Consider the following 25,165-nt stretch of genomic DNA (forward strand, 5'->3'; position numbering starts at 1 on the left):
CCATGAGGCCACATTCCCACTCGTACAACGTCCAGAACGGCCTCATCGGTTTCCCATCCAACGGTCTCGAATCGGCTTCGATTTCGGTCAGCCGGCGAGAGAGAGCACCTCTGCCCTCTTCAGCCCGGCCAGCGTGGCTCCGGAGACGGCGAGCTTCGACCTTCGCACACCACTTCCGATCACCACCTTCGGATGCTCCGCGACGTGCGTGTCCACGAGGATCGGCCAGTCGTCCGGCAGGCCCAGCGGCGTGATGCCGCCGTATTCCATGCCGGTCAGCTCGACCGCGTCCGCCATGGGCGCGAAGCTCGTCTTCCTGGCGTCGAGGTGCCTGCGCACGACGCCGTTCACATCGATCTTCATCGTCGCGAGCACCATGCACGCGGCGTAGCGCGTCTCGCCGCCCCGCTTGGCCGCCACGACGACGCAGTTGGCGGACTCATCGAGGGTCACGCCGTAGCGTTCGCAGAACTCCGCCGTGTCGGCCAGGCCGGGGTCGATCTCGGTCACCTCGACACCCCCCATATTCGTCACGACGTGCGCCACCGGATCAGCCAGGAGGTCGATCCGCTCGGTCGCGGGCACCCAGTGCAACGTCATCCCATCTCCTCGATCGCTTCTCCCAGGAGCCTATTGCGGTCCCGGGAGTAGCGGGCGGCGTCACGGAGACTGCAGGACTCGCTGGTGCAACCGGGTGACGGCGCCGCGGGCGGACTCCATGGCCCCCGCCTGCCAGGCGATCAGGTGGGTGAGCCAGTCGCCCGCGAAGTAGACCCTTCCGGCGGGGCGTTGCAGAAGAGTGAAGGACGAATCAAAGGAGGGCCAGCGCACCCAGGCGCCCTGGATGTGCTCCTGGCGTTCCCAGGCGATCGAGGTGCTGGACAGGAGGTTCTGGCGGTATTTCTCGCCGTGGATCTTCTTGCCCTGGGTGAGGGCCCTGCGGCGCCGGTCCTCGGGGGTGAGGGCGCCGTAGAGTTCGGCGTCGCGCTCGGTGTTGTAGTAGCCGACGAGGAGGCCGCGTTCGGAGTGGTAGCCGTGCGACGGGTACCAGATGTGGGTGATGTCCAGGTCGGTCTCGGTCACGCCGCCGTAGATGCGGTCTTCCAGCTCCCACCAGCGCTTGCCGTACTCTAAGCCGATCTTGCCGGCCGGCGCCGGGACCGGGGTCTTCAGCGCGGCGGTGACCGGGGCGCCGAGGTTGTTCGGGATCTTGGCGAGGAGGTGCGGCGGGAGGGCGGCGACGCAGTAGTCGGCCTTGACGCTGCCGCCGGTCCAGACGACCTCCACGCCGTCGTCCAGGGTGGTGATCTTGGTGACCTTGGCGCCGGTGGTGATCCGGCCGGCGCCGACGGCCTCGACAAGCCTGGTGACGATCGCGTCCATGCCGCCGACTGGCTGGAACATGGGGGTGGCCTGCTCGTAGCCGAAGTCGTTGGTGATGGCGCGGCCGGTGCCGGCGGCGAGGATCTGGTGGAGGGTGCCGGGGGCGGGGATGGGGCTGCCGGTGTCGAGGGCCGGATATTTCATGAAACCGCGGCGGTCGGAGCCTTCGTACTCCAGCTTGGGACCGAGGTCGCCGAAGCGCCGCAGGAACTCCAGGAGGCGGTCCTGGTCGTCCTTGGTGATGGCCTTGTCGAGGGCGCCGAGGTTGGTGGCTTTGGCGAGAAGTTCGGCGACATATCCGTACATGTCGGCTCGGGCGGTGCGGGCCCGCATCGTCTGGCCGTTGGTGTGGACGTACGCGGCGGCGTTGTTGTTGATGAACGTCTCGATCGGTACGCCCAGCTCGCGGCAGTAGTCGAGGGTCACCATCCACGGGGCGATCCGGCCGGGGCCCGCGTTGAAGTAGACGCCCTCGCCGAACTTCACGTCCTGGGCGGGGCCGTTCAGCTCGGCCAGGCGGTCGCCGCCGCGCAACGTCAGGTTGCGGCCGCCCGCCTTCGCCCGCGCTTCGAGGATCGTGCAGTCGTAGCCGGCCTTGCCCAGCTCGTACGCCACCGTCAGCCCCGCGACGCCCGCCCCCAGGATCACGACCTTGGCCGACGCCTTGCCGCGCAAGGTGAAGTCGCCCGTGCGCGGAGCCGTGAACCCCTTGTCCTGCTCGGAGGGGGCCAGGCCGAGCGCGCCCATGGCGGCGTACATGGCCCCCGCGCCACCCGCCGCCCCGATCCCGACGAGCAACCCCCGCCGGGTCAGCGCCACGCCGTCCACCTTCGCTCCCTACTCAGCCGTACGGGCCGCTGCCGCAGGCGATCTGACCGCCGATGGTGGCGAAGATGCCGAACAGCGCCATGATCTGGCGGAAATCATCCGTGGTGAACTCCGTGTGCCGCGGGCCCGCCGCCTTCACCCCGGGGACCAGCGCGACGGCGGCGGCGATCGCGGTGGAGTTCCACTCCACCCCCAGCGTGTACGGCGCCGGCACCCGATAAGGCGTGAAGTCGCTCAACCGGCCAAGGGCCCGCGTGGTGGCCTCACGGATGCGCTCCTGGGCCACGCTCGGCGGCAGCAACTCGGCCGAGAACTTGTCTATCCCCTTCTTCACCGCCACCGTCTCGACGTCGCCGAGCAGCTCGCGCGCCTCGTCGCCGACGGCCTCATCCCCGGTCACCACCGCGACCGGCACGCCGTGGAACCCGGCGCACGCGGCGACCAGCCTGGTCTCACCGCACAGCTCGCCGTTGAGGTAGACGTTCTGGATCTCCTTGCCCATCCAGGTGTGGTTCAGCACGCCGTGCGGTACGCCCGCGCGGGCGTGGTAACCGACGAAGCACGCGGCCTGGAACGAATCGTCCAGCCCCTGCGCCATGCGCTGCGCCTTGCCGGGGCCCCTGATCAGGGTGGCCCGGGGGTCGAGCAGGTCGATCCGGAGGTTCTTCGTGGACCCGTGGGCGTCATTGACCAGCACGGAGGTCGCGCCCGCCGCGAACGCGCCATCGACGGCGGCGTTGGCGTCGGCCGTCATCAGCTCGCAGCCGCGCTCGTAGCCGCGTTTGCCGGCGTGCATCTCCTCGGGGTCGGTCAGCCCCGTCACGCCCTCCATGTCCACCGACAGGTAAACCTTCACCACGGCCTCCTCATGCGCCCCATGTCTCCACCCGCCGTACCTCGTCCGGGGTCATCATCCCGACGTTCGCCTCGACGTACGCGGCCGCCTCGCCCCGCCATTGAGCGGGGATCTCCTCCAGCGCCCTGGGGTAGCAGTACTCCAGCCAGCTCGTCGACTCCTCCGTGAGGTCGTCGAAGTAGCCGAGCACCGGGCCGAACAGCGTGTTCTCGATGCCGGGGACGCGCGCGAGGCCGTACTGGATCATCTCCTGGCCCCCGTACGGCGGCTTCTTCAGGTATTTGCGGGCTACCGGGCGGTCGGCGGTGATGGGGGTGTTCAGCGGGCGGCGCTCGACGGCGGCCTGGATGAGCTCCTTGTACAGGCACTTGCCGCAGTTACGGCAGGGGCCGTCGGTGCCGCGCAGGCACCAGCGCACCTGCTCCTTGAGTGCGGAGTCGAGGGCCAGGCGCATGGTGACGGCCTCGCTGACGCCGCCCACGGGCAGCACGATGTGCAGGCCCGCCGCCGCGAACAGCCGGCCCCACCTGCCGTGCGGGGCCCACATGGGGTTGTCGGGGGTGTAGCGCCACAGGTAGCGGCCGCCGCCGAGCCAGCGGGAGCCGAGCTCGTAGCCGAAGCCCAGGCCGCCGAGATCGAGCCGGTCGGCGAGGAGCAGCGCGCCCGCCGCGACCGCGTGGTGCTCCGGGTAGCCGGGGCGCGGCTCGGCGAGCGTGAACTCCAGGTCGGAGGTGACGGTGGTCAGCTCGCGGCCGGTCTTGGCGGCGAGCTTGGCCAGCACGTCGGAGCGGTAGTGCGGCCAGCGGTTGGGGACCCGGGGGTGGGCCACCCGCCGGAAATGTACGAACGGGGCGTTCGGGTAGATCGTGGCCGCCGCCACCGAGTCGGCGCCGCCACTGTAGGAGATCGCGAGCCTGCTCCCCGCCGGGCGCGGCTCGGCGCCCACAGGACCGGCCTCGATCCCCCAGCCGTCGTGCAGGGCCTGCGCCACGTCGGCGGAGATGGCGCGGTCGAACGTGACCCGCCGCCTGGTCCAGGGCGCCACGACCGTCCAGGCCGCCACGGCGAACAGGTCGGGGTGGGCGTCGCCGGGGACCCCGCCGATGGTGCAGGAGTTGATGGCCAGCTTGACCGGATGCTCGTCGGAGGCATGGCCGGTGATCTCGTCCTCGGGGTCGAGGCGGAACGCGAGGTTCGCGCCTGTCCAGGTCACGCGCACGATTGCCCCTGGCCTGGGCGGGTGGCGCGCAGGTCGTCAATGGCCTGCCAGACCAGGACCTCGTTCTGGAGCACCCCGTCCATGGCCTTGGCGGTCTCCTGGGCGAGCCGGTGGGTGTCGTCGATCTTCGCCTTGTCGACGGCCGGGGGGCGGGCGTTCTTGAGTCGCTCCATCTCGCCGTGCAGGGTCGCCATCTCCCGCCGCAGGGTCTGGACCTCCCAGAGCGCGTCCCTGATGTCCTGGCGATGATCGGTGATCGAAATGTAGCGGGAGTCGAACCACGTACGCACGGCCTTTCTGAGCCGGGCGGGGACCAGGACGCGCATCATGAAACGCCACCATAGTGGCAAACCCATTGCGGTTAGGACGGTCCTTACCGAATGGGTTGACTTGACTTTGCTGGCGCCCGTCCCTTCTTCCGGACTTCCCTTCTCGTCCTGTCCCGCCGCACTTCGGCGCGGTCCTTTTGAAGACGAGAAGGAGGCTGCGAGGCCGGTTCGGCTGCGGCGGGTGGGGGCGGGCAGGTCGGTTCGTCTGGGGTGATTTGGGGCGGGTCAGCGGCCGGTGAACGTGGCCTTGGTCTTGTCCGTGAACGCCCGCATGCCGGCCTTGGCGTCGTCGGTGGCGAACAGGCCGGAGAAGTGCAGGCGCTCGATCTCCAGGCCCGTGTCGAGGTCGGTCTCCAGGCCCTGGTCGACGGCCTGCTTGGCGGCGCGCAGGGCGACCGCGGGGCCGCCGGTGAAGGTGGACGCCCATTCGAGCGCGGCCGTGTAGACCTGGTCGTCGGGCACCACGCGGTCCACCAGGCCCATCGCCAGCGCCTCGGCGGCGGCGACGTGGCGGCCGCTGAAGATGAGGTCCTTGGCGCGGGCCGGGCCGATCAGCCGGGGCAGGCGCTGGGTGCCGCCCGCGCCCGGGATGACGCCGAGCTGGATCTCCGGCTGGCCCAGCTTGGCCGACTCGCCCGCGACCCGGAAGTCGGCGCACAGGGCGAGCTCGCAGCCGCCGCCCAGGGCGTAGCCGGTGATGGCGGCGATGACCGGCTTGCCGATGCGGGCCACCGTGTTGAGGCTGGCCTGGAGGGCGGCGCAATAGAGGGACATGTCGGCGTACGACATGCCGCTCATCTCCTTGATGTCGGCGCCGGCCGCGAAGACCCGCGCGCCGCCGTACAGGATGACCGCGTGCACCTGCGGGTCGGCGTCCACGATGGCGGCCACCTCGGCGATCTCCCGGTGGACCTGGCCGCTGATGGCGTTCATCTTCGGACGGTCGATCCGGATCGTGGCGATCTGGTCGGCCACCTCGACGCTCACAAAGTCACCCATGGCCCGAACCTAACAGCCCGCTCCGGTCCAGGTGTTTGGTGCCCGAGGTGTCGGGGAGGCGAGTGATATACGGACAGAAAGGGATCTTCATGCTGACATTGACCGATAACGCCGTCGACGCCATCCGCGACCTGCTGGTCACCGAGGACGTACCCGCCGAAGCGGGCCTGCGCATCGCGCCGAAGGCCGATGAGGCGGGGACGCTGGAGGTGACGCTGGCGAACACGCCCCAAATGGGCGACCAGGTGGTCGAGAAGGCGGACGTGCGGGTGTTCGTCTCGGAGGACGCGGTGCCGATCCTCGACGACAAGTCGCTGGACGCGCAGCCGGGCTCACCGGGCCAGCCCGCGTTCCGCCTCGACCGGCAGGGCTGATTCAGGGAAGGGCCAGGCTGACGCAGCAGCGGTTGTCCCCCGGTTCGAGCCTGGCCTCCAGCTTCGGCGGGGCCAGGCGCTCGACCAGCCCGGAGATCAGCGCGTGGTTCATGTGGCAGACCAGCTCGGTCTGCGCCTCCGCCAGGGCGTGGAAGGGGCAGTTGGCCATGATCGTACGGTCGCCGAGGGCGCGCGGCTCGTAGCCGTGCTCCTCCAGCGCGCCGACGGCCAGGTCGAGGGCCGCCCCGGGGTCGCCGGGGCGGCCCTCGGCGGCGATCGCGGCCTCGCCCATGGTGGCGCCGTGCTCGGCGGCCACCCGGTACAGGGCCTCCATGACGGGCTCGCCGGTCCTGGCCGACTCGGCGATGGCGTCGGACATCAGCCGTCCGGCCAGCAGGTATTCGCGGCTCGGCAGGGAGACGGCGAACTCGCGGGCCGCGCGCCGGTAGAGCTTGGAGCTGCGCCCGGCGCCGGGGCCCTTCCTGCCGCTGAGCCGGGCGTAGACGGCTTCGAGCAGGCCCTCGGCCTCCATCTTGTCGAGGTGGAACTTGGCCTTGTGCCGGGCGATCCCGATGGCCTCCGCGGCCTGGTCGCGGCTCACAGGGCCGGGCTGGGCGCACACGAACAGGTACAGCTCCAGGCGCACGGGCTCGGCGAGAGCGCCGATGCCGGTGATGTTCTGTTCGAATCCGCGCACGATCGGCCTTTCTAACGGATAGAACTCTTGACGTTACAGGGGCGGCTTTCTAACGTGCAAAATAACATCCGTTAGGAGCCGTGCCATGAGCACCGATCTTTCCACCAAGCTGAAGAACCCTTCCTACCAAGCGTTCGCGCTGCTCCGCACCGCGTTCACGGTCGCGCCGATCCTGTTCGGGCTCGACAAGTTCACCAATCTCATGGTCGATTGGACGATCTATCTCGCGCCCTGGATCAACAACATCGTCCCCGGCGACGCCGTGATGGCCATGCGGATCGTCGGCGTGATCGAGATCCTGGCCGGCGTGCTGGTCGCGGTCGCGCCCAGGATCGGCGCGTACGTCGTCGCCTTGTGGCTGGCCGGGATCATCGTCAACCTGCTGACCCTGCCGGGACACTACGACATCGCCCTGCGCGACTTCGGCCTCCTGATCGGGGCCCTGGCGCTGGGCAGGCTCGCCGGAGCGCAGGCCACCGCGCGGAAGACCGGCTAGGCCCGCGCTCGCCCGCGAGAGCCTCAGGCCAGACCCGCCAGGACCCGTTCCAGCCCCCAGCGGAACTGGCCGGTCGAGACGTAGGCGGCGGCGGCGTGGGTGCGCGGGAAGGCCCGCTCGACCGACCGTGAGCGCGGCGCGGCGGGCGGCGATCCGCTCCGCCTCCGGCGGCACCGGCCCGTGCACCTCGGCGACTTCGAGCGCGATCGCGCCGAGCACGAACACCATCACCGTGTACGACGCGCGCGGGTCGGGCAGCGCGGCCAGAAGCGTCTCACCCACCCGCAGGGCCACCGGCCCGCCGAAGGCCGCCCCGAGGATGGAGGGGACAGCCGCCGGGTGGCGCATCAGCATCTCGCGCAGGTTGAGCGCGAAGGCCACGATGCGTTCACCCGGCGGCCGGCTTTCGTCTTCGAGCAACCCCAGGTCGGCTTCGCCGAGCAGCCGGTCGGCGAGGGCCGTCAGGATGGCGGCCCGGTCGGGGAAGTAGGTGTGGAGCGCGCCGGGCGTCAGGCCCACGCGGGTGTCCGGCGCCCGCATGGTGAGCCCGCCGTCGTCGCCGCCAGCCTCGCCTTCGCCGGGCGCGGTCTTACTGGGCCGGCTGCTGCCGCCGGGCGCGGCGGCGTCGCTGCCGGTGCCGGTGGGGGTGCTCGCCGGACTGGTGCAGGTGCTCGGGCTGCCGCGCCGGCCGTACGCCGTGCCGGCCCGGCGTGATCATGCCGGTCGCCGCGCTCGTGTCGGCCGGGCGTGATCATGCCGGTCGCCGTGCTCGCGTCAGTCCGACTTGATCGTCTGGATGTGGGCCGTCGCGGTCGCGACGGCCACCGGTTCCCCGTCGGGGCCGAGCAGCTCGCCGGACATGAAGCACACCTGGCGACCGCGCCGCACGACCCTGCCCCGGCCCACGAGCCGGCCCGGCCTGGCCGGGCGCAGGAACTGTACGTGCAGGTCGAGCGTGGGCGCGAACCGGCCGGGCGGCAGCGTCGCGACCAGCGCGGGGCCCAGGGTGTCGTCGAGCATCGCGGCCAGGAATCCGCCCTGGATCACGCCGGCCGGGTTGACGAAGCTCTCACCCGCCTGGAACGCCACCTCGATCGTGCCCTGCTCGGGATCGATGCTCAGCAGCTCCCAGCCCAGCGTCGTGGCGGCCGGAGGCGGCGGGATCCGGCCCGCCATCGTGTCCCAGAACGGGCCTTGGCGCGTCTCGGTTTCCATGACGACGATTGAACGCGACACCACCGACAGTTTCCCGTGACGAGCCGGTGACCGCACATCTCTGGTTAGGGTGCTGTGAGAACCGATGTCGAGGGGAAGGCGGCTGACCGTATGGGCGCGCCGGGCCAAGTGAGAGCGGACGCCAGCAAGAATCGGGAGCTGATCATCGACGAATTGGACCGCATGGTCGCGCTGGCAGAGCAGGCGCGATCGGAAGAGACATGGGCGTGGGACTCCCTCAGCCGGTTCGCGCACGACTGCGCGGAGCTGCGGCTGGATGTCCTGCAGGCGGTGGCGGGGCCACCGGCGCCGGAGATCGACGCGAAACGTGCCCGCCTGCTGGAGGCGCTCGGCCGGATCGTGGACGCCGCTCACAAGGAGGGCGCGCTCCGTCCCGACGTGGGCTCGGGTGATGTGCTGGGGGTCGTCGGGCTGCTCGTCAGGGGGCTGCCGACGCTGTCCGCCGGCCTGGGCGAGGAGCTGCGGGATCGCGCGGTGCGGCTGGTCCTGGCCGGCATGCGCGCCCATCCTGCGCCGGAGCCGCCGGGCACGGCGCTGACCGCCGAAGAGCTGATCAGGCGGGTGTGAGCCGGGAGGCCCCGGGGTGCCGGGGCCTCCTTCTCAGGTGTTCAGGCCGTCGGGCAGACCGCGTTGGACGGCCTGGACGATCTCCCGGTGGAGCCGGGGCCCGGAGTCGGCGGGGCCCAGTGGGCTGCCCTCGACCTCGTACCATTCGTCGGCGTCCACGTACTGGATCCGTACCGTCACGCGGTCGTGCGCGACCTCGGTCCGCACCGTCACCTCGCCGGTGACGACGCCGGCCTCGGCCGTCATCACGCCGCCGGGACCGGCGACGACGCTGCTGTCACTCACCGTCGGAGACATTGCAGGTCTGCACCATCCTTTCCAGCGCGTCCCGCTCGGCCTCGGTGATCGTGAGCTGGTAGCGGGCCTTGACGTCGATCCAGGCCCGGCTGTAGGTGCACCAGTAGTTGCGCCTCGGCGGCCGCCACTGGTCGGGCGACTGGTCGCCCTTCGACCTGTTCGAGGCGGCCGAGACCGCGATGAGCTGCGGCCCCTCCATGTCGTTGGCGAACTGCTTGCGCCGGGCGTCGGTCCAGGTGTTCGCGCCGGAGCGCCACGCCTGGGCCAGCGGGACCATGTGGTCGATGTCGAGGGCGGAGGCGTCGGCCACGTCCTTGCCGTCGTACTCGCTGTGCCAGGTTCCCGAGATCGCGCGGCACTGCTCGTCCTGCTGGACGTCCGTGCCGTCGCGCTCCAGCACCAGCTCGCGGGTGTCGCAGGCGTGGCCGCGCTGGGACCAGTGCGAGAAGCGGGCCCGGCTGTAGCCGGTCATCGGGCGTGGTTCGGCGACGACCAGGTCGTGCAGCTGCACGAACGCGGTCGTGGCGGACATGGCGGGCGGGAGTTCCGCCGGGGAGACGGCGGTCGCGCTCGCGGCCGGAACCAGGGCCAGGCAGGACATGGTCGCGGCCGTCGCTGCGCACGAAGGCCATGATCGCAATGAGAGCATGGCCAACGACTAACAGCGGCAATCACGCTGAGTAATCGACCCTGGCGTGTCCTGTCACTTGGAGTGACTGAATTGGAGCTCCGTTTACGCGGTCCCGGAGAGGCGCTCCACCCCGCGCAGCAGCGCCGAGTGGTCGAGCCCGCCGTCGCCGGTGGCGTTCGCCGACGCGACGAGCTGGGCCACCAGCGCGCCGAGCGGCAGCACGACACCGGCCTCACGGGCGGCCGAGGTGACGATGCCCATGTCCTTGTGGTGCAGCTCGACGCGGAAGCCGGGCTCGAAGGAGTGGGTCAGCATGTTGGCGCGCTTCTGCGCCAGCACGGCCGATCCGGCCAGGCCGCCGCCCAGCACGTCGAGCGCCGCCTCCAGATCGACCCCGTACGCCCGCAGGAACACCACGGCCTCGGCCAGCGCCTCGATGTTCGCCGCCACGATGAGCTGGTTGGCGGCCTTGACCGTCTGCCCCGAGCCGCTCGGCCCGACGTGGACCACGGTCTTGCCGACCGCGTCGAAAATGGGCCTGGCCGCCTCGAAGGCGTCACCGTCGCCGCCCACCATGATCGACAGGGCCGCGTTCCTGGCGCCCGCCTCCCCGCCCGACACGGGGGCGTCGAGGTAGCGCAGGCCGCGCCGGGATGCCTCCGCCGCCAGCTCGCGCGTGACGTCGGGGCGGATCGAGGAGAAGTCGATGATCAGCGTGCCGGGGGCGGCGTGCGCGAACACGCCGTCGTCACCGGTCAGCACGTCCTGGACGTCGGAGGAGTCGGGCACCATGAGCGCGACGACCTCCGCGCCCGGCACGGCGCCGGCGATCGACTCCGCCACCCGGCCGCCGGCCGCCGCCAGCGGCTTGGCCTTCTCGGGCGTGCGGTTGTAGCCGGTCACGGTGTGCCCGGCGTTGACCAGGTGCACGGCCATGGGGCCGCCCATGATGCCGAGGCCGATGAAGGCGATGGTGCTCACGTGGACATTCCTCCTCTGCCGGCCCGGGGCAGCCAGTCGAAGGCGCCAGGGCCCTCCGACCGGTATTCGAGGCCGATATATCCGTCATATCCGGTGGCGTGCAGGTCGTCGATCCACTGCCGCAGCGGCAGCTCGCCCGTACCGGGGGCGCCCCTGCCCGGGGAGTCGGCGATCTGTACGTGAGCGACGCGCGATGCGTGCCGCTCGATGACGGCGGCCACGTCGTCGCCGTTGACCGCCAGGTGGTAGAAGTCGGCCAGCAGCCCCACATTGGGCACGTGACCCAGCCGGTCGAGCACGGCCACGGCGTCGGCCGCGGTCAGCAGGGGGTAGCGGGGCGCGCCGCTGACCGGCTCGATCAGCACCGTGCCCGGCACACCGTGCGCGCAGGCCGCGAGCATCTCGGCGGCCAGGTCGTCCTGCTCCTCGGCGGCCACGCCCTCGATCCGGTTGCCGTAGAGGGCGTTGAACGCCCGGCAGCCGAGGCGTTCGCCGATGGCCGCGACCACGGGGATGTTGTCGAGCAGCTCGCCCGACCGCCCGGGCCACGACACCAGGCCGCGGTCGCCGCCCGGCATGTCACCGGCGAAGAAGTTGAGCCCGGTGAGCCGGACCCCCGCCTCCTCGACCGCGCGCACGAACGCGTCCACGTCACGGTCGGCGGGGACCGCCACCGGCCACGGCCACCAGAACTCGACGGCGGTGAACCCGTCGGCCGCCGCCGCGGCCGGGCGTTCGAGCACGGGCAGGCCGGTGTAGAGGATGGAGCAGTTGACGGTCCACTTGGTCACGTGGGGGCCTCTTCCGATCGTTCGCGGCGGAGCTGGCCGAGCAGACGGCTCTGTGCCTGGTCGAGATGGTGGGCCAGACGGTGCTGGGCCCGCTCGGGGTCGCCGTCGCCGATGGCCTTGAGGATGTCGTCGTGCTCGTGCACCACGTTCATCGGGTGTGTGGTGCGATGGGCCTGGAACTGGCCCATCGTGAGATGCACCTCGCCGAGGATCACCTCGTGCATCCGTGACAGCCGGCGGCTGCCGACGGCGGCGACCAGCGCGGAGTGGAAGGCGATGTCGGCCTCGACCTGGCTGGCGAAGGCCATGTCGCCGGCCGCCGCCTTCATCGCCGCCTGCGCGCGCACGGCCTCCACGGGCACCGTGCCCGTGCGGGCCAGCGTCGCGACGGCCGCGCGCTCGACCGTCTCACGGCTGAAGTAGAGGTCGCGGATGTCCTCCTCGTCCAGTTTCGGGACGACGGCGGTCTTGTGCGTGGTGCGGCGTAGCAGCCCGAGGGCGGTGAGCCGTTCGAGGCACGCCTTCGCGGTCGGGCGGGCGACACTGTATTCGTTCGCGATGCGGATCTCGGTGAGCTTCTCCCCTGGGGCGATCTCGCCGTTGACGATGCGCTTGCGTACGGACTCGTAGAGCGCCTCCGTCAGAGATGACGGTCCGAGAGAAAAGCTGGTCTGGCCGTCCACGGAACTCCTCCCTAGATCGCCAAAATCGTCAGACAAGTATACTAGTCCACTCAATACTCGGCGGACTTGCCAATGACAGCGAAACAGGGCGTGGAACGGGCGGCGGCTCGACGTCGCGAGCTAATTAGCGGGGGTTCGCGGTCAGCGCGAGACTGCCGGGAAGGGCGGCGATGGCGTCGCGGACCCGGGCGATGAGCTGCTGTTTGTCCGGCTCACCCGGCCCGAGGGCCCAGCCGTCGAGCGCGTGGTGCCAGGCGGCGACCAGCATGTCGCCCGCGAGGCGGGGGCGGGCGTCGGCGGGCAGGTCGAGCCGGTCGTGCAGGACCTCCAGCAGCGCGCGCATGGTGCTGTCGCAGAAGTGCAGGCTGTGCGCGTTGATCGACGGGGCGCTCTCCGAGAGGCGATAGCTCAGCAGGGCCCGGCCCGCCCACGCCTCGTCGGCCACCCGGTCGAGCGCGGCCAGCAGGCTGGCCTCCATCAGCTCCACCAGCCGCCGGCCGTCGGCCTCCGCCTCCTTCAGCTCTTCGAGGAAGGCGCGCCACATGTCTTCGAGGGGCGCCATCGCGACGTCTTCCTTGCTGGCGAAATAGCGGAAGAAGGTGCGCTTGGACACCTCCACCTCGTCACAGAGCTCGTCCAGGGTGACCCCGCCGAAGCCGCGCTCGCCGAACAGGGCGAGGGCCGTGTCGATCAGCGCCTGCCGGGTCCGCTGCTTCTTGCGTTCGCGCAGCGGTGAGCTTGTGGTCATGGCGATCAGCGTAGCGCAGCGGCAAACGCCACTTGCACGCTTTCGCCACTCAGTGGCATAAATAGGGAGCCACTACCTCCTTGAAAGGTGTCGCTCATGCGTGCCCTGCTCGTCGATCACTCCACCGCCTCCGGCCTCCGCCTGAGCGAGGCTCCCGATCCCGATCCCGCGCCGCACCAGGCGCTGGTCAGGGTGAGCGCCACGTCGCTCAACTTCGGCGAGGTCATGCACCTCGTCGCGGAGGCTCCCGACGGCACGGTGCCGGGCTGGGACGCGGCGGGCGTGGTCGAGCGCGCGGCGGCCGACGGCTCGGGCCCGCCCGCCGGGACGCCGGTGATCACCCTCGGCTGGGACGGCGCCTGGGCGGAGCTGCGGGCCGTGAACACCGCCGTGCTCGGCGTCGTCCCCGCGGGCGCCGATCCCGGGGCGATCAGCACCATTCCGGTGGCGGGCGCCAGCGCCCTGCGCGCGCTGCGCCGGATCGGGCCGCTGATGGGCAGGCGGGTGCTGGTGACGGGGGCCACCGGCGGCGTCGGCCGGTACGCCGTGCAGCTCGCGCGCCTCGGCGGCGCCCACGTCCTGGCCTCGACCGGTGACCCGGACCGGCACGGTGAGACGCTGCGGGCACTGGGCGCCCATGAGGTGATCGCGCACCCCGAGCTGGCGGACGGGCCGGTGGACGGGCCAGTGGACGGAGTGGTGGACAACGTCGGGGGCGCCCAGCTCGTGGCGGCGTTCGGGCGGCTGGCGCCGTACGGGACGCTGGTCGCCGTCGGGCACGGGACGGGTGAGCCGGAGACGTTCCCGTTCGGCGCGCTCTTCGGCGACAACGGCCGGCACGAGCGCTCGATCGTCACCTTCTACCTGCTGGACGGCACGGACCTCGTCCCCGACCTGACCTGGCTCGCCGGGCGCGTCGCCGCGGGCGACCTCGACCCGGGGATCTCCTGGCGGGGCGACTGGAAGGAGGCCGACGAGGCCGTGCTCGCCCTGCGCGAACGCCGCCTGCACGGCAAGGCCGTCCTGGACCTGATTTGACATCAAGTTTAGTTGAGGTTGCAAGCTCGAAGGAGTTGACCGCGACCCCTGGGAGAACATCATGCACGCCGTCGTCCTGCACGCCTTCGGCCCCGCCGAGAACCTGCGCTACGAGAGCGTCCCCGACCCCGAGCCCGGCCCCGGCCAGGTGCGCATCGCCGTCAAGGCGGCCGGCGTGCACCTGGTGGAGACGTGGCTGCGCGCGGGCGTGAAGAGTGACACGCTGCCGCCGCTGCCCGAGCTGCCGTCGATCTTCGGTGGCGAGGTGGCCGGACGGGTGGACGCCGTGGGACCCGGCGTGGATCCCGCCTGGATCGGGCGCGGCGTCGTGACCTCCGGCGGCCGGCCGGGCGGGTACGCCGAACTCGCCGTCGCCGACGTGGACTCCCTGCACCGGCTGCCCGCCGGCGTGGGCTACGAGACGGCCGTCGCCATGATCGTCACCGGCGTCACCGCCCTGTCGTTCCTGGACGTGGCCGAGCTGACCTCCTCCGACGTCGTCCTGGTGACCTCGGCCGCGGGCGGGGTCGGCCGCCTGGTCGTCCAGTACGCCCGCGGCCTCGGCGCCCAGGTGATCGGCGCCGCCGGCGGCCCCGCCAAGGTGGCGGCCGTCCGCGAACTCGGCGCCGACCTGGCCGTCGACTACGACGAGCCCGGCTGGGAGCGGGCCCTGGCCGAACGGCTGGGCGGCCGCAAGGTCACCGCCGTGCTCGACGGCGTGGGCGGCGGCAAGGCGCGGGCCGCGTTCGACCTGCTCGCCGACGGCGGCCGGTTCGTCAGCATCGGCAACGCCTCCCAGCAGCCCGCCGAGCCGGACGCGGAGACGCTCAAGCAGCGAAACCTGACCGTGGTCAACGCCCTGATGATCCTGATCGGGCGGCCGGAGGACCGGCCCGCGTACGAGGTCAAGGCCCTGGCGGCGGCCGCCGAGGGCAGGCTGGTGCCGGCCGTGCAGACGTTCCCGCTGGCCCAGGCCGCGGACGCGCACGCCGCCCTGGAGGACCGGCGGACGACGGGCAAGGTCATCCTGGTCCCGTAGGCCGGCAGGTGAACGCGTACCGCTGCCGGTCCGCGTGGTAGGAGGAGCCGGTGATCTCGAAACCGGCCTCGGTGAGCCGGTCCTTCAACTGCGCGGGCGTGAACGGCTGGAACTCGATGGGGTAGCGCCGGTGGGTGAAGCCGCCGTCCGGGCGCACGAGAAGGAGCACGATCTCGGCCAGGCACGGCTCGCCGAACCGCTCGGGGATGCTCCAGACGTACACCCAGCAGGAGCGCATGCCGTCCCGCTCGCGCAGTCGCTCACTGGTCACGATGCGGTGGCGTTCGCGGTAGAGCAGCTCCCAGTTGCGGGAGTCGACGATCAGCGTGCCCGTGGGCGACAGCACCCGTCGCATTCCGGACAGCGCGGCCACCATGGCCTCGTGCGAGCCGGCGTGCACCAGGGAGTTGCCCAGGCACAGCACCAGCTCGTACGGCCCCGCGACCGGCAGTTCCTCCCAGCGGGCGACCAGCACCTGCACGTCGGCCGGCAACCGGCGCCTGGCCTCGGCCGCCATGGAGGGGCTGCCGTCCGTGGCCGTCACCTGGAAGCCCGCGTGCGCCAGCGCCATGGCGTCCGTGCCGATGCCGCACGCGCAGTCGAGCACGGCCGCGCCGGGCGGCAGGGCGCGCACGGCCTCCTGGATCAGCTCGACGTTCTCGACGGAGGTGCCGCCGATCACGCCGGGGAAGGTCACGATCTCGTCGGGGAAGATCCAGTGGTAGTCGGTGGCCAGGTCGCGGTAGTAGTCCAGCACCGCCTGAGCGTCGCACGACCGCCCCGGCCGGTCCAGACACGAGCGCCCCGGCCGGTCCAGACACGGGCGCCCCGGCCGGTCCGAACACCGCCAGGAACGGTCACTAGGGTGCATTACATGACGGATCGGATCTTTGATCCCGGAACCCCTGATCGTCGGAGCGCCGCGCGGTACATGTGGTGGCTGGTCACGAGCCAGCCCGGACGTGTGCTGGCCGGGGCGTTCCTGGGAACCGCCTGGATGGTGTGCCTGACGCTCCCGCCGTACTTCCTGTCCCGGGCCATCGACGACGGGCTGGCGCCGGGGCACTGGCCCGCGCTGGCCGGATGGGCCGGCGCGGTGCTGGGGGTCGGGGGGCTGAACGCGTGGCTGGCCATCATGCGGCACCGGACGATGACGCGGGTCCGGATGGACGCCGTGTTCCGTACCGTCCAGGTCGTGGTCCTGCAGGCCACCCGCCTCGGCGCGGCCCTGCCCCGCAGGGTCACGGCCGGCGAGGTGGTCACGATCGGGTTCTCCGACGCCGCCATGATGGCCCAGACGCTCACCATCACCGGCCCTGGCGTCGGCGCGGTCCTCGCCTACATCGTCGTGGCCGGGCTGCTGCTGTCGGTCTCTCCGCTGCTCGCCGTGGTGGTGCTGCTCGGGGTGCCGCTGCTCGTCGCCGTCGTCGGCCCGCTGCTGGGACGGCTGAGCGGCGCCGAGACGGCGTACCGGACGCGGCAGGGCGCGCTCGCCGCGCGGTTCGCCGACATCGCGGGCGGGCTGCGGGTGCTGAACGGCATCGGCGGCAAGGAGGTGTACGCCGGCCGCTACCGGCGCGGCTCCCAGGAGCTCCGGGACGAGGGCTATCGGGTCGGCGCGGTGACGAGCTGGATCCAGGCGCTCGGGGTGGGCCTGCCCACGCTGTTCCTGGGGGCGGTGACGTGGCTGGCGGCGCGGATGGCCGCGCAGGGCGACATCACCACCGGGGAGCTGGTGGCGGTGTACGGGTACGCGGCCGTGCTGGTGGTGCCGGTCTCCTTCTTCGTCGAGGGCGGCTACGACCTCAGCCGTGGCCTGGTCGCCGCCCGCCGGGTCGTGCATCTCCTGAACCTGACGCCCGAGACCGGCGGCGGGGACGCCCCGGCTCCCGCCGCGCCCGCTCCCCTGCGCGACCCGGAGTCCGGCGTCGAGATCGCACCGGGACGGCTGACGGCGCTGGTCAGCGCCCGGCCGGCGGACGCGGTGGCGGTGCTCGACCGGCTGGGCGGCTTCACCGCGTCGGCCGCCACCTGGGGCGGGATCCCCCTGGCCGGCATCGACCCGGCGCGCCTGCGCGAGCGGATCCTGGTCGCCGACAACGAGGCCGACCTGTTCGCCGGCCCCCTCCGCGACGTGATCGCGGGTGCCCGGAGCCCCGGCGGCGATGACGCGGCCGCTGACCGTGGCCGCCGGGACGACTCCCTCGACGCCGCGATCGCGCGGGCCGTTCGTGACGCGCTGGCCGAGGACATCGTGCGGGCGCTGCCGGACGGGCTGGACTCGGTCATCGCGCCGCAGGCCCGCAACCTGTCCGGTGGCCAGCGGCAGCGCGTGCGCCTGGCCCGGGCCCTGATGGCCGACCCGGAGATCCTCCTGGCCGCCGAGCCCACCTCCGCAGTCGACGCTCACACCGAGGCCACCATCGCGAGCCGCCTGACCGCCGCCAGGACGGGCCGCACCACGGTCGTCACCACGACCTCGCCCCTCGTCCTGGGCCGGGCCGACACCGTGTACTACCTGGTCGGCGGCACCGTCGCGGCCTCGGGCGACCACCACGACCTGCTGCGCGACCACCCGGGCTACCGCGAGCTCGTGTCGCGCGGCACAGACGACGACCAGGACGATCCCACCCCTCAGGAGGCCGCCCGATGACCAGCCTGCCGGTGGCCGAGCCCGCCAGGACCCGCCGCGCCGCGCTCCGGCTGATCCGCCTGGACGGCCGCGCCTTCGCCGTCATGATCCTGCTCAACGCCCTGGCCGCCGCGGCGGGCCTGGCGGGACCGTGGCTGCTCGGCCGCATCATCGACGAGGTCAAGTCGGGCGCGGGCGTCGCCGCCGTGGACCGGCTGGCCCTGGCCCTGCTCGTCTTCGCCCTGGTCCGGCTCCTGCTGTCCCGCTACGCGAGCTACGTCGGCCACCGTTTCGGCGAGCGCACCCTGGCCCGTATCAGGGAGCAGTTCACCGAACGCGCGCTCGCCCTGCCCGTCTCGGCTGTTGAGCGGGCCGGTACGGGCGACCTGATCACCCGCGGCACCACCGACGTGGCCGCGGTGGGGGTCACGCTGCGCGACGCCGGCCCGGAGGTCCTCATCGCGGCCGTCCAGGCCCTGTTCATCCTGGGCGCGGTCTTCGTGCTCGACCCCCTGCTCGGCGCCTGCGGCCTGCTCGGCCTCATCGGCATCTGGTTCGCCTCCCGCTGGTACCTGCGCCGGGCGGTCACCGCGTACCTCGCGGAGGGCGCGGCCAACTCAGCCCTGGCCGAGGAGCTGGCCGCCACCACCGGCGGCGCGCGCACGGTCGAGGCGCTCAGGCTGGAGCACCGCCGGCTCAGGAGCTGTCACGACGCGGTCGAGGAGTGCCGCCGCACCCGGCTGCACACCCTGTTCCTGCGCAGCGTGCTGTTCCCGATCGTGGACGTCTCGTACTCCGTGCCGGTGGTCGCCGTCCTGCTGGTGGGCGGCACGCTGATGATGCGGGACCCGAGCGCCGTCACGCTGGGCACGGTCGTCGCCGCGGCCCTCTACCTGCGCCAGCTCTCCCAGCCCCTGGACACGATTCTCGAACAACTGGAGCGCCTGCAGGGCAGCACCGCCTCGTTCGCCCGCGTCGAGGGCCTGGCCCTGGCGCCGCGGTCGGCCCCGTCCGAGGCGCCGCCCGTACCGGCCGATGACCGGCTGGAGGTCGCCGGCGTGCGCTACGCCTACGACGGCGGCCCCGACGTGCTGCACGGGGTGGACCTGAGCATCCGTCCCGGCGAGCGCCTGGCGATCGTCGGCCCGTCAGGGGCGGGCAAGACGACGCTGGGCCGGCTGCTGGCGGGCATGGACGCGCCCAGAACCGGCTCCGTCACCGTGGGCGGGGTGCCCGTGACCGGCCTCGACCCCGACCGGCTGCGCGAGCGCGTCATCCTGGTCACCCAGGAGCACCACGTGTTCCTCGGCACCGTAGGCGACAATCTGCGCATCGCCGCCCCCGAAGCCACCGACGCGGAGCTGCGCGCGGCCCTGGCCGCCGTAGGTGCCGACTGGGTCGGCGAGCTCCCCGACGGTCTCGGCACCGACCTGGGCCACGGCGCCCACCGCCCGGACGGCGCGCAGGCCCAGCAGCTCGCCCTGGCCCGCGTCGTGCTGGCCGACCCCCACACGCTGATCCTCGACGAGGCCACCGCGCTGCTCGACCCGAGCACGGCCCGGCACACCGAGCGCGCCCTGGCCGCCGTCCTGGAAGGCCGGACCGTCGTCGCCATCGCGCACCGGCTCCAGACGGCCCACGACGCCGACCGGGTGGCGGTGATGCAGGACGGCCGGCTGACGGAGCTGGGCACGCATGACAGTCTGGTCGCGGCGGACGGCACGTACGCGGCGCTCTGGCACACCTGGCACGGTGTCAAGGAGTGAAAAATATCTTCGCAAAGATCTCGCCTGCGAAGGAAAATGTTGAGACGCTGAGCTGCGACGCGCCCCCAGCCCCGAGGAGTGGTTCATGCGCAGACTACTGGCGATCTCCATCGTCGCCTTGTTGCCCTTAAGCAATATAAGCGCAGCCCACGCTGAGCGGCCCGCGGATCGGCAGCAGGCGTTCGCCGCCGCCGCCAAGGAGTTCCGGGTGCCCGCCAGCGTGCTGCTGGGCGTCTCCTACCTGACCTCGCGCTGGGACGCCCACGCCGGGCAGCCCTCCAGCGACGCCGGGTTCGGGCCCATGCACCTGACCGACGCCGCCGCCTTCACCTCGTCCAACCACCACGACGGGGACACGGAGGACGCGCGCGGCGACGAGAGCAGGCCGCAGCCCGCGCCGGCCGCCCAGCCGGCCCCCGCCGAGATCCCCGCCTCGCTGCGCACCATGGAGCGCGCCGCGTCGCTGACCGGCGAGAGCCACGAGCGGCTGCGCGCGAACGACGCCGCCAACATCAGGGGCGGCGCGGCGCTGCTGGCCGACTACCAGAAGAGCCTGGGCGCGCCCCTGAGCGACGACCCCGGGCAGTGGTACGGAGCCGTCGCGAAGTACTCCGGCGCCGACGAGGCCGGTGCGGCCAAGTTCTTCGCCGACGAGGTCTTCGCCACGATCAAGACGGGCATCGCCCGGACGACCGACGACGGGAACCGGGTCACGCTGCCCGCCGTACCCGGCATCGAGAAGGCCGAGACCTGGCTCGCCAAGCTCGGCCTCCGTCCGCCACCCCGCCCCGACGGGGTGGAGTGCCCGGAGACGATCTCGTGCGAGTGGATCCCGGCCGCCTACCAGGAGCTGCCGCCGGACGACTACGGCCACTACGACCTGGCCGACCGGCCGAAGAGCCAGAAGGTCGAGTACATCATCATTCACGACATGGAGGGATATTTCCTGCCCTCCATCCGCCTCAACCAGGACCCCAACTACGGCGCGAGCTGGCACTACTCGCTCCGCTCCTCCGACGGCCACATCGCCCAGCACATCAAGACCAAGGACGTGGGCTGGCAGGCCGGCAACTGGTACATCAACGCCAAGTCCATCGGCCTGGAGCATGAGGGCTTCCTGGCGGAGGGCGGCACCTGGTACACCGAGGCGATGTACCGCTCCTCGGCCCGCCTGGTCCGCTACCTGGCACAGCGGCACAACGTCCCGCTGGACCGCGCCCACATCATCGGCCACGACAACGTCCCGGGCACGCTGCCGACGACCGTGCGCGGCATGCACGAGGACCCGGGCCCGTTCTGGGACTGGTCGCACTACTTCGACCTGATGGGCGCGCCGCTGGAGTCGTTCGGCGGGGCCAGGGCCGGATCGGTCATGATAAAGCCGGACTTCGCCACGAATAAGCCGTACTTCTACGGCTGCGACCGCAAGAACCCGGAGGCGGCCTGCCCGCCGCTGCCCGCCCACACCGTCTGGCTCCGCACCGAGCCGCGCGCCGACGCCCCGCTGGTCAAGGACATCGGCAAGCACCCGACGGGCGAATCGCTCTACAGCGTGTACGACCACAGCGCCCGCGCCAGCACCGGCCAGCGCTTCGCCCTCGCCGGCCGCCAGGGTGACTGGACGGCCATCTGGTACCTCGGTCAGAAGGCGTGGTTCCACAACCCGGCCGGCGCGCCGACGGCGATCCCGTCGAAGGGTCTCGTGGTCACGCCGAAGCCGGGCAGGGCGACCGTCCCGGTGTACGGCCGCGCCTACCCGGAGCAGGCGGCGTACCCGCCGGGCATCCCGTACCAGGCGGTGACCCCGCTGCAGTACACGTTCTCGGCCGGCGAGAAGTACACGCTCGCGGGCAAGGCGGCCACCGAGTATTACCGCGCGGTCACCTTCAACCTGGCCGACCACAAGGTCGTGCGCGGTCAGACCGAGTATCTGCAGATCCAGTTCGGCCACCGGATCATGTTCGTCAAGGCTGACGACGTGCTGGTGACGTCCGACGTGTGAACTCCTTGACGGCGCGCCTGGTGCTCGCGAGGGCTTCCTGAGAGGAGTCGAACGTGCGCTGGGCGACGCCGACGAACACGCAGTCGACGACGAGGAGCTGGCTGATCCTGCTGGCCAGGGCGCCGGGACGGAACTCCGTCTCGCGCCCGGCGGAGATCAGCACGTGTTCGGCCAGCTCCGCGATGGACGAGCGCGGGTTGTTGGTGATGGCGACCGTGGTCGCCCCCGCCTCCTTGGCCCGGCTCAGCGGCTCGATCACGTCGGGCGTCTCGCCCGACGTGCTGATCCCGATCGCCACGTCGCCCTCCTTCAGCAGCACAGCGCTGGTCAGCGCCAGGTGCGCGTCCTGGAAGGCGTGGCTGGACAGCCCGATGCGCAGCAGCTTCTGCGCGACGTCCTCGGCGACCAGCCCGGAGGCGCCGACCCCGTAGGCGTCGATCCGCCGGGCCCCGACGATGGCGTCCACCACCAGGCCGAGCCGCTCGGAGGTGAGCTGCGCGACGGTGTCGTTGATCGCCTCCGACTCGGCCCGCGCCACCTTCTGGATCACCTCGGACAGCGGGTCGTCCGGGGCCAGGTCGCCGGGCACCAGCCGGTCGGGCTGCGCGGCGGCTGCCGCTAAGGCCAGCCTGAGCTGCGGATATCCGGCGAAACCGAGCAGCCGCGCCGTGCGTACGATCGTCGCCTCGCTGGTGCCTGAGGCGGCGGAGAGCTCCGTGATGGTGCTCCTGGCCACCGTCGCCGGGTCCTCGAGGATGAGGCGGGCGACGGTCTGCGCGGCAGGCGTCAAGGACGGCAGCACACCGCGAACCGTGGCCACCAGAGTGTCGGCCCGCAGGCCGTTGCCGCTTTCGTCCACGGTCCTGATTATGCCGCCTGCCTTGTCCGGCCGAGCAGCGCCCGGCCCGCCGTCTTGGAGCTACCGCAATGTGCCGTTGGTCATACCGGCCGGTTCCTCGGGTACGGCGATCAGCCCCAGTTCGGCCGGATTGGCGACCAGCGGGTGGTTCGGGATGACCCGCACCGTGTATCCGAACGCCCCGGTGCGGTCGAGCGGGATCACCCCGGTGTAGTGGGCCCGCCCGTCGTCGTCCACCGATCCGGAGGTCAGCTTCGCGTACGCGGGACGTGTCAGCTCGTCGTGCGGCCCGACCTTGCCGTACGCGGCCTCGACCAGCACGTCGTCGGGCTCCAGGTCACCCAGCGCGATGGTGGCGTGCAGCTCGATAGAGGCCCCGACCTCGGGCGTGTCGCCCACTCCCGTCGCCTCGACGTGCTCGACCCGTACCCCCGGCCACGCCCTGGTGACCCGCACCCGCCACGCGGCGAACGCCTTGGCCGGCGCGTAGGAGTCGGCGGAGAGCGCGCGGGCCGAGGCGGCGGCCGGGCTGTACAGGTCGACCACGTAGTCGCGCAGCATGCGCCCGGCCAGCACCTTGGGCCCGAGCGAGGCCAGCGTGTGCTTGACCATCTCCAGCCAGCGCCGCGGCAGCCCGTCCACCGGCCGGTCGTAGAACCGGTCGGAGACCTCGTGCTCGATGAGGTCGTAGAGGGCGGCGGCCTCCAGGTCGTCGCGCCGGTCGGGGTTGGTGACGCCGTCGGCGGTGGGGATGGCCCAGCCGTTGGTGCCGTCGTACCACTCGTCCCACCAGCCGTCGCGGATCGACAGGTTGAGCCCGCCGTTGAGCGCGGACTTCATCCCCGACGTGCCGGACGCCTCCAGCGGGCGCAGCGGGTTGTTCAGCCAGACGTCGCAGCCCTGGACCATGAGCTGCCCGAGCGACATGTCGTAGTCGGGCAGGAACACGATGCGGTGCCGGACGTTCGCCTGGTCGGCGAACTTGACGATCTGCTGGATCAGCTTCTTGCCGCCCTCGTCGGCGGGGTGCGCCTTGCCCGCGATCACGATCTGGACCGGCTTGTCCGGGTCGAGCAGCAGCTCGGTCAGCCGTTCGGCGTCGCGCAGCATGAGCGTGAGCCGCTTGTACGACGGCACCCGGCGGGCGAACCCGATCGTCAGCACGTCGGGGTCGAGCGCGTCGTCGATCCAGCCGAGCTCGGCGTCGGAGGCCCCGCGTTCGCGCCACGCCTTCCGCAGCCGTATCCGGGCGCCTTCGACCAGCCGCCGGCGCAGGATGCCCCTGATCTGCCAGATGTCGGAGTCGGAGATCTTCTGGATTCCCTCCCAGCCGCGGGCCCGCTCCAGCAGCGAGGGCAGCTCGCGCCCCGCCAGCTCCATGAGCTCCCTGCCGACCCAGGTGGGCGCGTGCACGCCGTTGGTGATCGACCCGATCGGCACCTCGGCCAGGTCGAATCCGGGCCAAAGATCTTTGAACATGTCGCGGCTGACCTGGCCGTGCAACTGGGACACGCCGTTGACGCGCTGGCCCAGCCGCATGCCCATGACGGCCATGTTGAACCGGCCGGGGTCGGACTCCGCGCCCAGCGCGAGGATCCGCTCCACCGGCACGGTCGGCCAGGCGTGCGGGCCGCCGAACTGGCGCTCGATCATGTCCACCGGGAAGCGGTCGATCCCGGCGGGCACGGGCGTGTGCGTGGTGAACACCGTGCCCGCCCGCACCGCCTCCAGCGCCTCGTCGAACGACAGCCGCGCCTCGGTCAGCTCTCTGATGCGCTCCAGGCCGAGGAACCCGGCGTGGCCCTCGTTGGTGTGGAAGACCTCGGGGTCGGGGTGGCCGGTCGCCTTGCAGTAGGCCCTGATCGCGCGGACGCCGCCGACGCCGAGCAGCAGCTCCTGCAGGAGCCGGTGGTCGGTGCCGCCGCCGTAGAGGCGGTCGGTGATGTCTCTCGCGGCGGTGTCGTTCTCGGCCACGTCGGAGTCGAGCAGCAGCAGCGGCACCCGGCCGACCTGCGCCACCCACACCTGCGCGTGCAGCTCGCGCTCGTCGGGCAGGGCCAGGCGGATCTTGACGGGCGTGCCCTCGGGGTCCTTCAGCAGGCTCAGCGGCAGCCCGCCGGCGTCGAGGGACGGGTAGTGCTCGAGCTGCCAGCCCTCTGGCGACAACGACTGAGTGAAGTAGCCGTGCCGGTAGAGCAGCCCCACCGCGAGGATGGGCACGCCGAGGTCGCTGGCCGCTTTGAGGTGGTCGCCCGCGAGGATGCCGAGCCCGCCCGAATACTGCGGCAGCGCGGCGGCGATGCCGTATTCGGGGGAGAAGTACGCGATGGCCCGGGCCCCGTCGGGCAGCGTCTGGTACCAGCGCGGTGAGGTCATGTATTCGCGCAGGTCATCGGCCGCGTCGGCGAGCCGGCGGAGGAATCGGCGGTCGGCGGCCAGCTCATTGAGCCGGGCCGGCGTGACGGCCCCGAGCAGGGCCACGGGATCGTGGCCGACCTGCTCCCAGAGCTCTGCGTCGACCTCCGCGAAGAGGTCCATCGTCTCCGGATGCCAGGACCAGCGGAGATTGTGGACAAGCTCGCCGAGGGCGGCCAGCTCCGCGGGCAGGACGGTGCGGACGGTAAAACGGCGGATAGCTCTCACGTTTCTGCACCCTACGGGCTAGGAGGGACCTCTGAGTCCTTCACCCCCATCAAGCCCGTTCAAACCCCTTC

The 25,165-nt window shown here is 71.7% G+C and carries 26 protein-coding genes; 9 read left to right on the forward strand and 17 right to left on the reverse strand.

The features are described from left to right. Positions 1-87 precede the first annotated feature (87 nt). From C4V41_RS29130 to C4V41_RS29155, 6 genes are all read right to left on the reverse strand, one after another. Positions 88-600, reverse strand: coding sequence for a YbaK/EbsC family protein (locus C4V41_RS29130; protein ID WP_103959135.1), 513 nt, complete (start codon positions 598-600; stop codon positions 88-90). 60 nt (positions 601-660) lie between these two features. After that, positions 661-2,211, reverse strand: a complete 1,551-nt coding sequence (locus C4V41_RS29135) for a flavin monoamine oxidase family protein (protein WP_235030443.1) — start codon at positions 2,209-2,211, stop codon at positions 661-663. 13 nt (positions 2,212-2,224) lie between these two features. Next, on the reverse strand, positions 2,225-3,067 hold the full coding sequence (locus C4V41_RS29140) for a M55 family metallopeptidase (protein WP_103959272.1): 843 nt from the start codon (positions 3,065-3,067) through the stop codon (positions 2,225-2,227). A gap of 10 nt (positions 3,068-3,077) precedes the next feature. Continuing rightward, positions 3,078-4,280: a DUF6395 domain-containing protein gene (locus tag C4V41_RS29145; RefSeq protein WP_235030444.1), complete on the reverse strand. Its 1,203-nt coding sequence runs from the start codon at positions 4,278-4,280 to the stop codon at positions 3,078-3,080. Next, positions 4,277-4,615 carry a hypothetical protein gene (locus C4V41_RS29150; protein ID WP_103959137.1) on the reverse strand — a complete coding sequence of 113 codons (339 nt, stop codon included), beginning with the start codon at positions 4,613-4,615 and terminating at the stop codon, positions 4,277-4,279. The genes C4V41_RS29145 and C4V41_RS29150 overlap by 4 nt, the downstream gene beginning before the upstream one ends. A gap of 225 nt (positions 4,616-4,840) precedes the next feature. Continuing rightward, positions 4,841-5,614 carry an enoyl-CoA hydratase/isomerase family protein gene (locus C4V41_RS29155; protein WP_103959138.1) on the reverse strand — a complete coding sequence of 258 codons (774 nt, stop codon included), beginning with the start codon at positions 5,612-5,614 and terminating at the stop codon, positions 4,841-4,843. 89 nt (positions 5,615-5,703) lie between these two features. Here C4V41_RS29155 and C4V41_RS29160 point away from each other — a divergent pair, with 89 nt between their 5' ends. Next, complete coding sequence (locus tag C4V41_RS29160; RefSeq protein ID WP_103959139.1) at positions 5,704-5,988, forward strand: hypothetical protein; 285 nt, start codon at positions 5,704-5,706, stop codon at positions 5,986-5,988. Between the two features lies 1 nt (position 5,989). Here the strand turns inward: C4V41_RS29160 and C4V41_RS29165 are convergent, their stop codons facing one another. Continuing rightward, on the reverse strand, positions 5,990-6,685 hold the full coding sequence (locus C4V41_RS29165; RefSeq protein WP_103959140.1) for a helix-turn-helix transcriptional regulator: 696 nt from the start codon (positions 6,683-6,685) through the stop codon (positions 5,990-5,992). An 85-nt stretch (positions 6,686-6,770) separates the two neighbouring features. Between C4V41_RS29165 and C4V41_RS29170 the strand changes: the two genes are divergently transcribed. Then, on the forward strand, positions 6,771-7,181 hold the full coding sequence (locus C4V41_RS29170) for a hypothetical protein (protein WP_103959141.1): 411 nt from the start codon (positions 6,771-6,773) through the stop codon (positions 7,179-7,181). Positions 7,182-7,671: 490 nt separating this feature from the next. Next, positions 7,672-7,932 (forward strand): hypothetical protein, encoded by a 261-nt coding sequence (locus C4V41_RS62050; protein ID WP_160150419.1) that lies wholly within the window; start codon positions 7,672-7,674, stop codon positions 7,930-7,932. Positions 7,933-7,955: 23 nt separating this feature from the next. Here the strand turns inward: C4V41_RS62050 and C4V41_RS29175 are convergent, their stop codons facing one another. Beyond that, positions 7,956-8,396 (reverse strand): PaaI family thioesterase, encoded by a 441-nt coding sequence (locus tag C4V41_RS29175; RefSeq protein ID WP_103959142.1) that lies wholly within the window; start codon positions 8,394-8,396, stop codon positions 7,956-7,958. A gap of 183 nt (positions 8,397-8,579) precedes the next feature. Here C4V41_RS29175 and C4V41_RS29180 point away from each other — a divergent pair, with 183 nt between their 5' ends. Continuing rightward, complete coding sequence (locus C4V41_RS29180) at positions 8,580-8,984, forward strand: SbtR family transcriptional regulator (protein ID WP_327537476.1); 405 nt, start codon at positions 8,580-8,582, stop codon at positions 8,982-8,984. 33 nt (positions 8,985-9,017) lie between these two features. On the opposite strand, the gene C4V41_RS29185 is transcribed toward C4V41_RS29180, so the two are convergent. The 6 genes from C4V41_RS29185 to C4V41_RS29210 all read right to left on the reverse strand — a co-directional run bounded on the left by C4V41_RS29185 (position 9,018) and on the right by C4V41_RS29210 (position 13,115). Then, positions 9,018-9,269, reverse strand: coding sequence for a hypothetical protein (locus tag C4V41_RS29185; RefSeq protein ID WP_103959144.1), 252 nt, complete (start codon positions 9,267-9,269; stop codon positions 9,018-9,020). Continuing rightward, positions 9,262-9,882, reverse strand: a complete 621-nt coding sequence (locus C4V41_RS29190; RefSeq protein WP_200824295.1) for an HNH endonuclease family protein — start codon at positions 9,880-9,882, stop codon at positions 9,262-9,264. Before C4V41_RS29190 ends, C4V41_RS29185 begins: the two co-directional genes overlap by 8 nt. Positions 9,883-10,014: 132 nt before the next feature. After that, positions 10,015-10,893: a 2-hydroxy-3-oxopropionate reductase gene (locus tag C4V41_RS29195; protein WP_103959146.1), complete on the reverse strand. Its 879-nt coding sequence runs from the start codon at positions 10,891-10,893 to the stop codon at positions 10,015-10,017. After that, positions 10,890-11,684 (reverse strand): hydroxypyruvate isomerase family protein, encoded by a 795-nt coding sequence (locus C4V41_RS29200; protein ID WP_103959147.1) that lies wholly within the window; start codon positions 11,682-11,684, stop codon positions 10,890-10,892. The genes C4V41_RS29195 and C4V41_RS29200 overlap by 4 nt, the downstream gene beginning before the upstream one ends. Further along, positions 11,681-12,367 carry a GntR family transcriptional regulator gene (locus tag C4V41_RS29205; protein WP_103959148.1) on the reverse strand — a complete coding sequence of 229 codons (687 nt, stop codon included), beginning with the start codon at positions 12,365-12,367 and terminating at the stop codon, positions 11,681-11,683. Before C4V41_RS29205 ends, C4V41_RS29200 begins: the two co-directional genes overlap by 4 nt. 124 nt (positions 12,368-12,491) lie before the next feature. Then, positions 12,492-13,115, reverse strand: coding sequence for a TetR/AcrR family transcriptional regulator (locus C4V41_RS29210; protein WP_103959149.1), 624 nt, complete (start codon positions 13,113-13,115; stop codon positions 12,492-12,494). 96 nt (positions 13,116-13,211) lie between these two features. Between C4V41_RS29210 and C4V41_RS29215 the strand changes: the two genes are divergently transcribed. Both C4V41_RS29215 and C4V41_RS29220 read left to right on the forward strand, forming a co-directional pair. Further along, complete coding sequence (locus C4V41_RS29215) at positions 13,212-14,153, forward strand: zinc-binding dehydrogenase (protein ID WP_103959150.1); 942 nt, start codon at positions 13,212-13,214, stop codon at positions 14,151-14,153. Between the two features lie 61 nt (positions 14,154-14,214). Further along, positions 14,215-15,192 carry a zinc-binding dehydrogenase gene (locus tag C4V41_RS29220; protein WP_103959151.1) on the forward strand — a complete coding sequence of 326 codons (978 nt, stop codon included), beginning with the start codon at positions 14,215-14,217 and terminating at the stop codon, positions 15,190-15,192. Here C4V41_RS29220 and C4V41_RS29225 read toward each other — a convergent pair. Beyond that, on the reverse strand, positions 15,176-15,949 hold the full coding sequence (locus C4V41_RS29225; RefSeq protein ID WP_160150420.1) for a class I SAM-dependent methyltransferase: 774 nt from the start codon (positions 15,947-15,949) through the stop codon (positions 15,176-15,178). The two genes, C4V41_RS29220 and C4V41_RS29225, sit on opposite strands and share 17 nt — an antisense overlap. A 117-nt stretch (positions 15,950-16,066) precedes the next feature. Here C4V41_RS29225 and C4V41_RS29230 point away from each other — a divergent pair, with 117 nt between their 5' ends. The 3 genes from C4V41_RS29230 to C4V41_RS29240 all read left to right on the forward strand — a co-directional run bounded on the left by C4V41_RS29230 (position 16,067) and on the right by C4V41_RS29240 (position 21,592). Beyond that, positions 16,067-17,845, forward strand: a complete 1,779-nt coding sequence (locus C4V41_RS29230; RefSeq protein WP_103959273.1) for an ABC transporter transmembrane domain-containing protein — start codon at positions 16,067-16,069, stop codon at positions 17,843-17,845. Beyond that, the gene (locus C4V41_RS29235; protein WP_103959153.1) at positions 17,842-19,590 is read left to right on the forward strand and encodes an ABC transporter ATP-binding protein; all 1,749 of its coding nucleotides are present in this window, start codon (positions 17,842-17,844) and stop codon (positions 19,588-19,590) included. Before C4V41_RS29230 ends, C4V41_RS29235 begins: the two co-directional genes overlap by 4 nt. 85 nt (positions 19,591-19,675) lie before the next feature. Further along, complete coding sequence (locus C4V41_RS29240; RefSeq protein WP_103959154.1) at positions 19,676-21,592, forward strand: N-acetylmuramoyl-L-alanine amidase; 1,917 nt, start codon at positions 19,676-19,678, stop codon at positions 21,590-21,592. Here the strand turns inward: C4V41_RS29240 and C4V41_RS29245 are convergent. Both C4V41_RS29245 and glgP read right to left on the reverse strand, forming a co-directional pair. Continuing rightward, complete coding sequence (locus C4V41_RS29245) at positions 21,555-22,451, reverse strand: MurR/RpiR family transcriptional regulator (protein ID WP_103959155.1); 897 nt, start codon at positions 22,449-22,451, stop codon at positions 21,555-21,557. The genes C4V41_RS29240 and C4V41_RS29245 overlap by 38 nt on opposite strands. 60 nt (positions 22,452-22,511) lie before the next feature. After that, a complete protein-coding gene (gene glgP, locus C4V41_RS29250) occupies positions 22,512-25,094 on the reverse strand; it encodes an alpha-glucan family phosphorylase (RefSeq protein WP_103959156.1) in 2,583 nt (860 codons plus the stop codon). Between the last annotated feature and the right edge of the window lie 71 nt (positions 25,095-25,165).

Source organism: Nonomuraea solani (genome assembly GCF_900108335.1).
GTDB classification, from domain to species: Bacteria; Actinomycetota; Actinomycetes; order Streptosporangiales; family Streptosporangiaceae; genus Nonomuraea; species Nonomuraea solani.